This window comes from Chloroflexota bacterium, assembly GCA_026713825.1.
GTDB lineage: Bacteria > Chloroflexota > Dehalococcoidia > Lucifugimonadales > UBA1127 > UBA1127.
Map to the genome: position 1 here is coordinate 19,721 of JAPONS010000033.1, position 13,258 is coordinate 32,978.

Sequence of the window (13,258 nt, forward strand, 5' to 3'; positions counted from 1 at the left end):
CGGGCGGTCCGGATGACGCCAATGGGGAACCGCGGGCCATACGCCTGCGTTGACCCTCTCGTAGGGCCATGCTAGGATTCGCCAACTACGCCGTGGAGCGGCCCGCCAACGCCACGTAAGGCGCATATGACCGTACTCGACGAACTTGCCCGGCTGCACTCGGACAACCCCACCGTCGTCACTGTCGGCATGTTCGATGGCGTGCACCGGGGGCACCAGCACCTCATCGAGCGGCTCAAGGAGGCCGCCGCCCGGAAGGGCTGCGCCAGCGCCGTCATCACCTTCACCAACCACCCCCGTTCCGTCATGCGGCCGGACGCGCGCGTCCCGCTGCTCAACACCCCCGAGGACCGGCTGCGGCTCATCAGCGAACAAGGCGTCGACCTCGTTGTGCCGCTGAGCTTCACCCTGGAGTTCTCCTACCTGCGGGCCCGGGAGTTTGTACAGGTACTCCAGAGCAGCCTCAATATGCAGGGTCTTGTCGTTGGCCCCGACTTTGCCTTTGGGTACCAGCGGGAGGGCACTGTGGAGGTGCTGTCGGCGCTCGGTGATGAGCTCGGCTTTTCGGTGGAAGTGGTACACCCTGTCACCTTCGACGACCTCGTGGTGAGCAGCACCGAGGTGCGCAAGTGCGTCGAGGCCGGCGACATGTCGCACGCCGCCGAGATGCTGGGGCATGCTTTCACCATCTCCGGGTTCGTCATCGAGGGCGATAGGCGGGGACGGACCATCGGCTTCCCCACCGCGAACATTGCTGTGGACCCGGGGTGCATCGTGCCGGGGCACGGCGTCTACGCCACGTGGACGCAGGCGGACGGCCGGTCGCACCTCTCGGCGACGAACATCGGCGTGCGGCCCACCTTCGGCGGCGGCGGCCGGCAGATCGAGACGCACCTGCTGGACTACGACGGCGACCTGTACAACGCCAAGCTCTGGGTCGCCTTCGCGCGGAAGCTGCGCGACGAGCGGCCGTTCAGCGGCATCGACGCGCTCGTGGAACAGCTGCGCCGCGACGTGGCGGCCGCGCGGGAAGCGCTGGAGGAGGACCGGGCGCTGCTGCCGGGCGGCTGGTAGGGAAAGCGCTCCCATCCCGGCTCCGTAAACTCCCCTCCATTCGCCCTCGCCGACACTCTCCCTTCCCCAGCACGTGATGGTCGTCCACTTCTCTGCAGACTCCCCAATCGTGTCTTACAATGGACACCAAGATTGCCACTGACGGAGAGGTGTCCCATGGCCATATCGCAAGAAGACCTGCGGACCGTAATGGACCGGGGCGTCGCTGAGATCATTGACCGCAACGAACTTCGCCGGATGCTGGAGCGGGACACGCCCCTCCGGCTGAAGATGGGTTTCGACCCCTCGAGCAAGGACATCCACCTGGGCCATGTGGTCGGGCTGCGGAAACTGCGGCAACTCCAGGACATCGGGCACAAGGTCGTGCTCATCGTCGGGGACTGGACGGCGCAGATCGGCGACCCGAGCGGGGTATCGGCCACGCGCCCCGTGCTCACCCACGAGCAGGTGCAGGAGAACGCCCAGACATACATGCGACAGTTCTTCAAGGTGGTGGACCGCGATCGCACGGAAGTTTTCTGGCAGAGCGAGTGGTTCGGCAAGTTCACGCTGGCGGACGTTGTGCGCCTCACCGGCAGCTTCACCGTCGCGCAGATGATCGCGAGAGAGGACTTCCGGCGGCGTTGGGACGCCAACCGCCCCATCGCCATCACGGAGCTGCTGTACCCGCTGCTGCAGGCGTACGATTCCGTCATGGTGGAAGCGGACGTGGAGTTCGGCGGGACGGACCAGAAGTTCAACCTGCTGATGGGCCGGGAGCTGCAGGAAATGCGCGGCCAACGCCCGCAGCAGTGTTTCATGGTGCCCATCCTGGAGGGCACGGACGGCGTCCAGAAGATGAGCAAGAGCCTGGGCAACTACATTGGCGTGGATGAGCCGCCGGAGGAGCAGTACGGCAAGGCGCTCTCGCTGCCAGACAGCCTCATCATTCCCTACTTCAGCCTGCTCAGCGACCTGCCCACACCGGAGGTCGACGAGATGAGCGAGGCGATGGAGCACGGCGCGAATCCCATGGAGTTCAAGAAGCGCCTGGGCCGGGAGATCGTCTCGACATTCTGGTCGGACGAGGACGCCGCAGCAGCGGAAGCGCACTTCGAGCAGACTGTGCAGCGGGGGCAGGCCCCGGACGAGGCGCCCACGCTGTGGTTCACGCGCCCGGACGGCGTGTCCGAGGCCGTCGCCGTTTCCGGCGAACCGGGCGGCGTGAAGACGCTCGTGTCCCTTGCAACGGTCGAGTTCATCTTCCACCACCACGCGGAGCTGGGGCTCAACCAGAGCCGAACGGCCGCCAAGCGGATGGTGTCGCAGGGAGCCGTGGAGGTGGACGGGGAGCGCGCGGGCGACGTGATCGCGTTGCGGGACGGCGCCGTGGTGCGCGTAGGCAAGCGCCGCTACCTGCGGCTGAGGGAGGACAGGGGTTGACGACGGATTTCGCAGCGTAGCCGGCGTCAGCAGCGCAGACTGGCCCGATTCCGCCTTTCAACGCTGCGGGGCCTATGCTACCATCGAAACGGCGAATCTTTTGAACACACCAAGGAGGCCCGTAGTGAACTTGCGCATACCCGGCCCCACGCCCTGCCCGGAGGACGTGCTGCTCGCCGGGGCCCAGCAGATGATAGACCACCGTGGTCCTGAGTTTGCTGAAATCATCGACCGGGTACACTCCGGCCTCCAGACCATATTCTCCACCAAGAACGACGTCGCAATCCTGACCTCCTCCGGCACGGGCGCCATGGAGGGGGCCATCGTCAACACGCTGTCTCCGGGCGACCGGGTGATGAACGTCAGCATCGGCGTCTTCGGCGACCGCTTCGGGCAGATCGCAGAGGCCTACGGCGCGGAGGTCGTGAAGCCCCACACCGAGTTTGGGACCGCGGCGGACCCGGACATGGTCAGCTCCATGCTGGCCGATGACCCCGGCATCAAGGCGGTGCTGGTCACTCACAACGAGACCTCCACCGGCGTCACCAACGACATCGCCTCAATCTCCAAGGTGGTCCGCAGCCACGACAGGCTGCTGCTTGTCGACGCCATCAGCAGCGTCGGCTGCATCCCCATGGAGACCGACGCGTGGGACCTGGACGTGGTGGTGACGGGCTCGCAGAAGGGCTTCATGGTGCCGCCCGGCTTGGCGTTTGCGGCGGTGGGCCCGCGGGCGCGAGAGGCAGCCAAGACGGCGACGATGCCCCGCTTCTACTTTGACTTTGAAAAAGCCTTCAGCTACTTCCAGCAGGGCCAGACCCCCTTTACACCGGCGGTGTCCGTAATCTTCTCGCTGGACCTCGCCATACGGAAGCTCCTGGACGACGGCATGGAAGCCGTCTACACCAAGCACGCAAAGATCGCATCGGACGTTCGGACAGGCGTAAAGGAACTGGGGTTGGAACTCTTCCCCAAGGACGAGGCCACCGCGTCCAACACGGTCACTGCAGTAAAGGTCCCGGAGGGCGTCGATCTTGCGAAGTTGCGCGGCCTCCTGCGCACTGACCGGAACGTCGTGGTCGCAGGCGGACAGGGTTCCCTGAGCGGCAAGATCTTCCGCGTAGGCCACATGGGCCACATCACGGAGGACGACGTGGCCGACGTGATGGAATCGCTGGCGGCGGTGCTGCCCAGGGCCGGCTTCCCCGTGGGTGCATCCGCCGGGTAGGTCCTCGCGCGGCTAGCGGAATAGGTAATGTGGGAGCGCCGACCGGCAGGGCGGTCATAGCCAACTGAGAGAAAGCCAGGCTCACGTGAAAGTCCTCATCACCGATCCCATTCACCAAGAGGGCATCGACATCCTGGAGGCCCAGCCGGGCCTTACCATCGAGCGTCTGTCGCGCGCTCCTGAGGTCGAGCTCCTTGCGGCGGTGGCCACCGCCGACGCGCTCATCGTGCGCAGCGAGACGCAGGTCACGGCTGAGGTCATCGAGGCGGGAGCGCGGTTGCAGGTCGTTGGCCGGGCCGGCGTCGGCGTGGACAACATCGACGTCGACGCGGCCACACGGCGGGGCATCGCGGTGGTCAACGCCCCGACGGGCAACACCATCGCCGCCGCCGAGCACACCATCGCCATCATGCTCTCCATGGCCCGCAACATCCCGCAGGCCAACGCCTTGATGCGGGACGAGAAGTGGAACCGCTCCGCCTTCCTGGGCACTGAGGTCAAGGGCAAGACCCTTGGCATCGTCGGCCTCGGCCGGGTGGGATCAGAGGTTGCCAAGCGGGCGATAGGCATGGAGATGCGGGTCCTCGGCTACGACCCGTACCTAGTGCCGGAGCGGGCTGCGAGGCTGGGCGTGGAAATCGCAGCGTTCGACGAGTTGCTGGCGAAGTCCGACATCCTGACGCTGCACACGCCGCTGACCGACACCACCAAGAGCCTCATCGGGCCGGACGAGCTGGCGAAGATGAAGCCGACCGCGCGGCTGGTGAACGTGGCCCGAGGCGGGCTGGTCGATGAGTCGGCGCTGCTGGAGGCCCTCGACGAGGAGCGGCTGGCCGGGGCAGCAATTGACGTCTTCGTCGACGAGCCGCTCAAGGACTTCACCATCGCGCAGCACCCCAGGATCGTCTGCACGCCGCACCTCGGCGCGTCCACGGAAGAGGCGCAGGCGGGCGTGACGCTCGAAGTGGTCGACCAGGTACTGACGGTGCTGCGGGGCCAGCCTGCCCGCTTCACCGTGAACGCGCCTCTAGTTTCGCAGGAGGTGCACGAGCTCCTGGAACCGTTCCTCTCGGTCTGCGTGGACATCGGCAAGATTGCCATCCAGATGGCGCCGGGCCTTCCCACCGCCGCCACCATCGTCTACCACGGCGAGTTGGCCGCGGGGCAGACGGGCCCGCTGCGGGCCGCGGTGCTCATGGGCCTCCTGCAGCCGGGACGCGAGGAGCGCGTCAACCTGGTCAACGCCAACCTTCTGGCAGAGGACCAAGGTTTGCGCGTCGCGGAGGAAAAGGACCCGGCGCGCGAGGACTTCGCCAACGAGGTCATCGTCAGGCTGGCCACCACGGGCGGCGAGGTCACGGTCGGCGGGACACACCTGCGCGAACAGACCCATGTCACGCGAATGGGGGACTACCATCTGGACGTCATCATCGACAGCCCGTTCCTGCTGGTGTTGGAGAACGAGGACCGCCCCGGCATCATCGGCGCTGTCGGCAGCCTGGCGGGCAAGCACGACATCAACATCAGCTTCATGGAAGTGGGACGCGTCCGCACAAGGGGCCGGGCGACCATGGTGGTGGGCCTCGACGACCCCATGCCTGACGCGCTGCTGCAGGAGCTGGTGAAAGAGCCCGCCATTACGGCCATTCGTCTCGTGCGGCTGTAGTCTTCTCCTTGGTACAATCGCCGCACCGGGAGCGGAGGTAGTCCCACCATGCCTGACGGCATCCAGTACATCTGCCCCGATTGCGGCACGGGCCACAGCCAGTGGATGGGCTTCTGCTACGCGTGCGGCTCCGGTCAGCCCCTTGTGGAGGCGGCGCCGCAGCGCTCCGCCTTCGCGCCATCGCGCGGCGGCAGGGCGTCGACTTCGAGGCAGCCAAGCGACACGCACGGCCCCGTGGAGCTCGCGGGCGTCTCCCTCGACGACGACCCGCGTATTGTGCTGCCCTACCCGGAGCTGGACCGCGTGCTCGGCGGCGGGCTGGTGCCCGGCTCCGTCGCGCTAATTGCGGGCGACCCGGGCATCGGCAAATCGACGCTGATGCTGCAGGTGGCCGGGGCGCTGGCGCCGGCGGTCGAACTCGCGGACAACCGCGGCGGCGTGCTGTATGTCGCGGGCGAGGAATCGGCCGCGCAGATCCGCATGCGCGCCCAGCGGCTGGGTGTCAACGGACGCAACCTGCTGCTGCTGAACGAGACCGCCGCGCCGGACGTCCTCGGCTGGATGGACCGGGTACAGCCGTGCGCCGTGCTGATCGACTCCATTCAGACGCTGCACTCGGACGCGAACTCCGCCGCGCCGGGCAGCGTGGTGCAGATCCGTGAGTGCGCGCGGCTGCTCATCGCGTGGGCCAAGACCACGCGCACGCCGGTCATCATCGCGGGCCACGTAACCAAGGAAGGCGACGTCGCCGGACCGCGCGTGCTGGAGCACATGGTCGACGTGGTGCTCTACTTGGAGGGCGAGCCGATGAGCGCCCTGCGGCTGCTGCGGAGCGAGAAGAACCGCTACGGCTCCACCAACGAGGTGGCGCTGTTCCAGATGGAGGCCGCCGGGCTCGTGGAGGTGGCAGACCCGTCGCGGCAGTTGCTCGCGAACCGGAGGGGGCCGCTGGTGGGCTCCGTGCTGGCGCCGGTGCTGCAAGGCACACGGCCCATGCTCGTCGAGGTCCAAGCGCTCACGGCGCCCGTCGTTGGGCCGACGCCGCGCCGGGTGGCGAACGGGCTGGACGGCAGCCGGCTGGTGATGCTGGCGACAGTCCTCAGCCGGCGCTCCGGCGTCCCGCTGGGGTCGCAGGACGTGGTGGTCAACGTCACCGGCGGGCTGCGCGTCAGCGAGACCGCCGCCGACCTGGCGCTCGCCCTCGCGATGGCGTCCAGCTTCCGCGACCAGCCGCTCGACGCGGGCGTGGCGGCCGTCGGCGAGGTGGGCCTTGGAGGCGAGGTCCGGCCGGTGTCGCAGATGGGACGGCGGCTGCAGGAGGCGGCGCGCCTGGGCCTGAAGCGCGTGGTCGCTCCGGAGTCCTCCGAGGTGGACTCCGCCGAGACGAACGGCCTGGAGGTCGTGCGCGTGAGCACGGTATCGCAGGCCATCCGCGCGCTCTTCCCGCGGCGCGCCGTGCCGGGCGTGATGGAGGCCGGCCGCCCGGCAGATCCTATGAACGTGGAGACCCCCGCATGATGGAGCTTAAAGCCAAGCGCGACCGGCTGCACACAATCCTGGAGGAGATGGGCTCCGTCATGGTGGCCTACTCCGGCGGCGTCGACAGCACGCTGCTGGCCGTCGCGGCGTGGGACGCGCTGGGCGAGCGTTCGCTGGCCGTCACAGCGGCGTCGCCGTCGCTGGCCCCCGAGGAGCTTGAGGACGCCCGCGCGTACGCCGGGCAGTTCGGCTTCGCGCACCGCATCGTCGAGACGCAGGAGGTCGACGACCCGCGCTACGCCGCCAACGACGGCGCTCGCTGCTACTTCTGCAAGGTGAACCTGTACAGTGTCCTGCAGCCGCTGGCGGTGGCTGAGGGCTACGCCTGGATCGCCAACGGCACCAACTTGGACGACCTCGGCGACTACCGGCCGGGCATCGCGGCGGGTAAGGAGCACGGGGCGCGGAGCCCGCTGGTCGAGGCGGAGCTGACCAAGGCAGACGTGCGGGCGCTGTCGAAGGAGCGGGGGCTGCCATCGTGGGACAAGCCGGCGCAGGCGTGCCTCTCGTCGCGCATCCCCTACGGCACCACCGTCACCGTGGAGGCGCTCACCCGCGTCGCCCGCGCCGAGTCGTACCTGCGCGCGCACGGCTTCCGGCAACTCCGTGTACGGCACCACGATACCATCGCCCGCATAGAGCTTGGCCCGGAGGACTTCGGACGGCTGGCGGACGGCAACGTGCGGCGCGGCGTCGTGGAGCGCCTGCGGTCGCTGGGGTACCTTTATGTCACGCTCGACCTTGCGGGCTACGAGATGGGCAGCCTGAACAAGGCGCTTGGGAACCATAAAGAAGCCGAGCGGCGGCATCCGACCTAGTGGTAGAATGAGAGTGAGGCAAAACACCAATGATGACAGTAAAGGACGCCGTCGAGACGGCGAAGAACCATGTGCTCCTGCTCTTTGGGGCAGAGGACATTGGCGACTTGGGTTTGGAAGAGATCTACTTTGACCCTGACGCCGATTGCTGGAACATAACCATCGGCTTCACGCGCCCCTGGGACCGAAAGTTGCCCTTGGCCACTTCACTATACGAGAAGACGCTCGCCCGTTCCTACAAGACTGTGAGCATCAATACTTCCAACGGCGACGTGCTGTGGGTAAAAGACCGGATTCTGAAAGCGTGGGACTAAACTAGTGCCGTTCAGAGGCATCTACGTCGATACTAACTTGCTTTTGCTCTACGTCGTGGGTAGAACTGGCCACGAATACATCGCCAAACACCGTCGTCTCAGTCAGTACACTGTCGGTGACTACCACACCCTCCTGAACGTTGTGAACCGTGCGGAGGCCGTCTACGTAACGCCAAACACACTGACGGAGACCACCAACCTGTTGGGACAACACCGTGAACCAGAGCGGTCACGCTTCATGATTATGTTGCGCCACATCATCCATGACAGCCAGGAGGTATACGTGGCCAGTTCCCAAGCCTCTTCCCGGCAGGATTTCCTTCAGTTCGGCCTCACTGATGCTGTCTTGTTGGACGCCGCGTCAGAGGAAACGCCATTGCTGACCGTAGATCAGAGATTGCACTCCGCCGCCCTCGCAAAGGGGGACGGCGCGGCGTTGAATTTTCTTGAGTTGCGTAGCTTCTAGCCCCTTAGACAACCCCCGTACCCGCGACTACACTATCTCCATGGACAACATCTTCCTCACCGGCTTCATGGGCGTGGGCAAGACGTCCGTCGGGCAGGCCGTGGCGCGGCAGCTTGGGTGGGCGTACGTCGACACTGACGACGTGCTGGAGCGCATCGCGGGCAAGTCCATCGAGGCCGTGTTTGCCGAGGACGGCGAGGACGCCTTTCGCCTGCTGGAGTCGCAGGCGCTTGCACAGGTCTGCGAGGGCGAGCGGCAGGTGATTTCGACCGGCGGGGGCATGGTGAAGTCGACCGCCAACCGCGGGCTCATGCGGGCGTCCGGGTTCGTGGTCTGCCTGGAGGCGGCGCCGGAGACCATTGTGCAGCGGCTCTACCCCAACGGCGTTGGGCAGGGGACGGTCCGGCCCCTCCTCAGCGGCCCAACCGGCGAGACGCCTCTGGAGCGGGCGCACACCCTGAAGGCCGAGCGGGCCGCCGCCTACTCGGATGCCCACTGGACGGTGCACACAGACGCCCTCACGGTCACGGACGCGGCGCAGGAGGTGCTCCGCGCGGCAAGGACCGTCGGCGGCGTGGACAACGGGCCATCGCGGGACGCGCCGGAGCTTGCCGCCATTGTGCGCTCCTCGGCGCACTCGTGCCCCATCTTTGCGGGCACCGGCGTCGTGGACCGCCTTGGCGAGCTCTGCCGCGGCGTGGGGCTGACGACGACGGCCTACCTCATCTCCGACAGCAACGTCTTCTACTCGCACGGCCGCCGGGCGCAGATTGCGCTGGAGTCGGCGGACATCCCGGTGCACACCTTTGTCGTGCCCGCGGGCGAGAACTCCAAGAGCCTGGAGACGCTGGAGTCGGTGTACCAGTGGCTGGCTGAGCAGCGGGCCGAGCGGGGGCACTTCATCGTCGGACTCGGCGGCGGCGTTGTTGGCGACCTCGCGGGCTACGCGGCGGCGACGTTCAACCGGGGGCTGCCGCTGGTGCAGGCCCCGACGTCGCTGGCGGCCATGGTGGACGCGTCCATCGGCGGCAAGACGGCGGTAAACCTGCAGGCGGGCAAGAACCTGGTGGGCGCCTTCCACCAGCCGCGGCTCGTCGTCGCGGAGGTGGACGCGCTGCAGTCGCTGCCGGAGCGCGAGCTGGCGTCCGGCTGGGCGGAGGCGATCAAGCACGGCCTCATCCTGGACGAGGACCTCTTCCGCACCTTCGAGGAGCACGCCGAGGCCATCTGCCGGCTTGAGCGCCCCCTGTCCGACGACGTCGTGCGGCGCAGCATGGCGGTGAAGGCCGACGTGGTCAGCCGCGACGAGCGCGAGACGCTGGGGCTGCGCATCCTGCTGAACTACGGCCACACCATCGGCCACGCACTGGAGGCGGCGACGGCCTACGGCGAGCTGCTTCACGGCGAGGCCGTCGCCATCGGCATGACGGCAGCGGTGCGCATCAGCCGCTCGATGGGCCTCATCGACGACGACCTCGTGGCGCGGCAGGACGCGCTGCTGCGCCGCTTCAACCTCCCCACGTCGCTGCCCGGCGCCGACCGCGACGCCGTGCGCCAGGCGATGAGTGTCGACAAGAAAACGGCCGCGGGCTCGATCCGGTGGGTGCTGCTCGAGGGCTGCGGACGCTCGACCACGCGCAACGACGTGCCGGCGGATATCGTCGAAGACGCGCTGGCGGCGGTCACCTAGCCCCCTCTAATCGCCTGAGCCTGTCGAAGGGTGAATGGGGGCGTACCTAGCGGAAGAGGTCCATAGACGCCTCGCGGATGATGACGTCCGCCCCCTCCTCGGACACATCGTAAGGCAGCCCGCGCACGATGGTCACCGGCACGCCGATGGTCTTGCGCGTCACAAGCTCCGCCGCGCCCGCGGCCTCGTCGGCGACGGCCGCCACGGAGACCTGCAGCGTGCGCCCGTCGCGGTCCACCATGCCGCGGTAGTCCTTGAGCGGCGCAATCCCCGCGCAACCGATGGCGATGTCCGTCGTCCCCACGCGCCACGGGCGTCCAAATGTGTCCGAGATGATGACGGCCACCGTGCGGCCCGCGCGCTCCCGGACGGCGTCGCGGATGCGGCGGGCCGAGGCGTCGGGGTCCTTCGGCAGCAGGCAGAGCACGTCGTCGCCGGTGACGTTGGACGCGTCGACGCCCGCGTTGGCGCAGATGAGGCCGTGGTGCGTTTCGGTGATGAGCACGCCCCGCTCCATGCGGACGATGCGGCGGCTCTCGCGCAGCACCACCTCGACGTGGCGCGGGTCCTTCATCTCCCCGGCGATGGTCAGCGCGAGCGGGCTCGGCTCCACGTCCGCCAGGTTTACGAGGGCGCCCTCCGCCTTGGAGACCACCTTCTGGGTGACGACGACGATGTCGCCGTCCTCGACCGGCGTACCCTGCCCCTCGGCGGCGGCGAGGATGATGCCGGGGAGATCGTCGCCCACCTGTATCTCCGGCACGCCCGTTATGCCGATGACCCGGAACTCCGGGAATCGGGTCTGATTCTGCGCGTCTGTCATGCGTTCACTACCCTGCCTGCGATGGCACAGTCCATGTGCGATTGGCCCGACATTGGCACAGGAAGGGTACCACGCAATGGGGGGCGCAGGGAGTCATGCGTACGTGTCCGGCGGCGCGCGTGGTACGATTGTCGGGATGGCCTGTAGCTGAGACGGATACCCGGAGGGCTGGATTGACGGCGATTGTGGTGGGGGTGGACACAGGCGGGACGTTCACGGACCTCGTGCTGATGGGGCCCGGCGGACTGCGCGTCCACAAGGTCCCGTCCACGCCCAATGACCCGTCGCGGTCCATCCTGCGGGGGCTGGCGGAGCTGGGCGCGTGGCGCGACGGCACATGGTCGCAGCGCGACACCGAGCTCGTGCACGGCACCACCGTCGCGACGAACGCGCTGCTCGAGCGCAAGGGCGCGCGGACGGCGCTGGTCACTACGGCGGGCTTTGAGGACCTGCTGGAGCTGGCGCGGCAGACCCGCCCCTCGCTGTACGACTTCATGCAGCAGAAGCCGCCGCCGCTCGCGCCGCCGGAGCTGTGCTTCGGCCTCGAGGAGCGCGTGCTGGCCGACGGCAGCGTCGAGCGCGCGCCCTCGGCTGAAGCTGTCCGCCGCGTCGTCGAAGCCGTGCGCGACGCGGGGGCGGAGGCCGTCGCGATCTCCCTGCTGTTCTCCTTCCTCCACCCGGCGCACGAGGAGCTGGTCGCCAAGGCGCTGGGCGAGCTTGATCCCCCGCCGTTCATCTCCGTCTCCAACCGCGTCCTGCCGCAGTACCGGGAGTATGAGCGCACAAGCACCGTGACGGCCAACGCCTACGTGGGCCCGGTCATGGCCGGCTACCTGAGGCGGCTGGAGGCGGCCCTCGGCGCCGAGGGCGCAATCCCCGGCCGCGGCCGCGTCATGCAGTCCTCGGGCGGGAGCGTCTCGCTGGGGGCGGCGGCGCAGGAGCCGGTGCGCACCGTGCTGAGCGGGCCCGCCGGGGGCGTCGTCGGGGCGCTGGCGGTAGCGCGGTTGGCGGGCTACCCGGACATCATCACGCTGGACATGGGCGGCACCTCCACCGACGTCTCGCTGTGCCCGGGGAGGATGCAGGAGACGGTGGCGGCGTCGCTGGGCGGCGTGCCCATCGGTGTGCCGATGCTGGACGTGCACACCGTCGGGGCCGGCGGCGGATCCATCGCCCACGTCGACGCCGGCGGCGCGCTCACGGTGGGGCCGGAGTCGGCGGGCGCCGACCCGGGCCCGGCCTGCTACGGCGTCGGCGACGCGCCCACTGTCACAGACGCCAACCTCGTATTGGGGCGCATCCGGGCGGAGGACTTCCGCGGCGGGCGGATGCCCCTCGACCGCGGCGCGGCGGGCGCGGCCCTGGCGCGGCTCGCCGAGGCGATGGGCGCGGACGCCGCCGCGGCGGCGCTGGGCGTCGTCCGCGTGGTGAACGCGACGATGGAGCGGGCCGTCCGTGCCATCTCGCTGGAGCGCGGCTTCGACCCGCGCGAGTTCACGCTGGTGGCCTTCGGCGGGGCCGGGCCGCAGCACGCCTGCGAGCTGGCCGAGGGACTCGGCATCACCCGCGTGCTGGCGCCGACGACGCCCGGCGCGCTGTCTGCGTACGGCGTGGCCATCGCCGACATCACGAAGGACTACTCGCAGACGGTGCTGCTGCCGCAGGACGAGGTCACCGCGGACCGGCTGCGGCAGGGCCTCGCGGGGCTGCGCTCCCGCGCGATGGCCGAGCTCCGCGACGAGGGCGTTCCCCGGCGCCGCATCCGGCTGCAGCCGCTGCTCGACATGCGGTACGTGGGGCAGTCCTACGAGCTGACCGTCGACTGCCCACGTCTCGGCGTAGCGGTCGCGGCGAGCGCGGCGCGGGCCTTCCACGCCGCCCACGCGCAGCGGTTCGGGTACGCCGACGACCGCGCGCCGATCGAGGTGGTGAACCTCCGGCTCAAGGCCGTCGGCGTCTCGGCCGTCGAGCAGCCGGGCGCGGCCCCGCCGACCGTCAGCGCCGACGGCGACGCGCTCGTGGCCGAGGACACCGTCGTGTTCGCGGACGGGCCGCGTCGGACGCCGTTCTTGCGCCGCGAAGCGCTGCGAACTGACGCTGTCGTGGCGGGGCCTGCCGTCGTGCTGCAAATGGACGCGACCACCGTCGTGCCGCCGGGGTGGACGGCGAGGGTGGACGGCTACGGGAACTTGGTGATCTCGCACGTGTCGAGGTAGAG

Annotated in this window: 11 protein-coding genes; 10 read left to right on the top strand and 1 reads right to left on the bottom strand. The window is 68.6% G+C overall.

Going from position 1 to position 13,258, the window contains the following annotated elements; genetic code table 11:
* Positions 1 to 126: 126 nt before the first annotated feature.
* The 9 genes from OXC99_03975 (at position 127) to aroB (ending at position 10,217) form a co-directional block, all read left to right on the top strand.
* On the top strand, positions 127 to 1,074 hold the full coding sequence (locus OXC99_03975; protein ID MCY4624146.1) for a bifunctional riboflavin kinase/FAD synthetase: 948 nt from the start codon (positions 127 to 129) through the stop codon (positions 1,072 to 1,074).
* A 156-nt stretch (positions 1,075 to 1,230) separates the two neighbouring features.
* Positions 1,231 to 2,496, top strand: a complete 1,266-nt coding sequence (gene tyrS / locus OXC99_03980) for a tyrosine--tRNA ligase (GenBank protein ID MCY4624147.1) — start codon at positions 1,231 to 1,233, stop codon at positions 2,494 to 2,496.
* A gap of 124 nt (positions 2,497 to 2,620) precedes the next feature.
* Positions 2,621 to 3,724, top strand: a complete 1,104-nt coding sequence (locus tag OXC99_03985; GenBank protein MCY4624148.1) for an alanine--glyoxylate aminotransferase family protein — start codon at positions 2,621 to 2,623, stop codon at positions 3,722 to 3,724.
* Between the two features lie 85 nt (positions 3,725 to 3,809).
* Entirely contained in the window at positions 3,810 to 5,390 is a 1,581-nt protein-coding gene (gene serA, locus OXC99_03990; protein ID MCY4624149.1) for a phosphoglycerate dehydrogenase, read from the top strand.
* Between the two features lie 48 nt (positions 5,391 to 5,438).
* The gene (gene radA / locus OXC99_03995) at positions 5,439 to 6,908 is read left to right on the top strand and encodes a DNA repair protein RadA (GenBank protein MCY4624150.1); all 1,470 of its coding nucleotides are present in this window, start codon (positions 5,439 to 5,441) and stop codon (positions 6,906 to 6,908) included.
* The gene (gene larE / locus OXC99_04000; GenBank protein MCY4624151.1) at positions 6,908 to 7,747 is read left to right on the top strand and encodes an ATP-dependent sacrificial sulfur transferase LarE; all 840 of its coding nucleotides are present in this window, start codon (positions 6,908 to 6,910) and stop codon (positions 7,745 to 7,747) included. Before radA ends, larE begins: the two co-directional genes overlap by 1 nt.
* Positions 7,748 to 7,776: 29 nt before the next feature.
* On the top strand, positions 7,777 to 8,061 hold the full coding sequence (locus OXC99_04005) for a hypothetical protein (GenBank protein MCY4624152.1): 285 nt from the start codon (positions 7,777 to 7,779) through the stop codon (positions 8,059 to 8,061).
* A 4-nt stretch (positions 8,062 to 8,065) separates the two neighbouring features.
* On the top strand, positions 8,066 to 8,527 hold the full coding sequence (locus OXC99_04010; protein ID MCY4624153.1) for a PIN domain-containing protein: 462 nt from the start codon (positions 8,066 to 8,068) through the stop codon (positions 8,525 to 8,527).
* Between the two features lie 40 nt (positions 8,528 to 8,567).
* Positions 8,568 to 10,217 (top strand): 3-dehydroquinate synthase, encoded by a 1,650-nt coding sequence (aroB, locus tag OXC99_04015; GenBank protein ID MCY4624154.1) that lies wholly within the window; start codon positions 8,568 to 8,570, stop codon positions 10,215 to 10,217.
* 46 nt (positions 10,218 to 10,263) lie between these two features.
* Here the strand turns inward: aroB and cofE are convergent, their stop codons facing one another.
* Positions 10,264 to 11,040 carry a coenzyme F420-0:L-glutamate ligase gene (gene cofE, locus OXC99_04020; protein MCY4624155.1) on the bottom strand — a complete coding sequence of 259 codons (777 nt, stop codon included), beginning with the start codon at positions 11,038 to 11,040 and terminating at the stop codon, positions 10,264 to 10,266.
* A 173-nt stretch (positions 11,041 to 11,213) separates the two neighbouring features.
* Here cofE and OXC99_04025 point away from each other — a divergent pair, with 173 nt between their 5' ends.
* Positions 11,214 to 13,256 (top strand): hydantoinase/oxoprolinase family protein, encoded by a 2,043-nt coding sequence (locus tag OXC99_04025; protein ID MCY4624156.1) that lies wholly within the window; start codon positions 11,214 to 11,216, stop codon positions 13,254 to 13,256.
* The last annotated feature ends 2 nt before the right edge of the window (positions 13,257 to 13,258 follow it).

What these genes read in the sequence shown, in the direction of transcription:
- OXC99_03975 (MCY4624146.1), top strand. Translation starts at nt 127, where the DNA reads ATGACCGTACTCGACGAACTTGCCCGGCTGCACTCGGACAACCCCACC.
- tyrS (MCY4624147.1), top strand. Translation starts at nt 1,231, where the DNA reads ATGGCCATATCGCAAGAAGACCTGCGGACCGTAATGGACCGGGGCGTC.
- radA (MCY4624150.1), top strand. Translation starts at nt 5,439, where the DNA reads ATGCCTGACGGCATCCAGTACATCTGCCCCGATTGCGGCACGGGCCAC.
- larE (MCY4624151.1), top strand. Translation starts at nt 6,908, where the DNA reads ATGGAGCTTAAAGCCAAGCGCGACCGGCTGCACACAATCCTGGAGGAG.
- OXC99_04005 (MCY4624152.1), top strand. Translation starts at nt 7,777, where the DNA reads ATGATGACAGTAAAGGACGCCGTCGAGACGGCGAAGAACCATGTGCTC.
- aroB (MCY4624154.1), top strand. Translation starts at nt 8,568, where the DNA reads ATGGACAACATCTTCCTCACCGGCTTCATGGGCGTGGGCAAGACGTCC.
- cofE (MCY4624155.1), bottom strand. Translation starts at nt 11,040, where the DNA reads ATGACAGACGCGCAGAATCAGACCCGATTCCCGGAGTTCCGGGTCATC.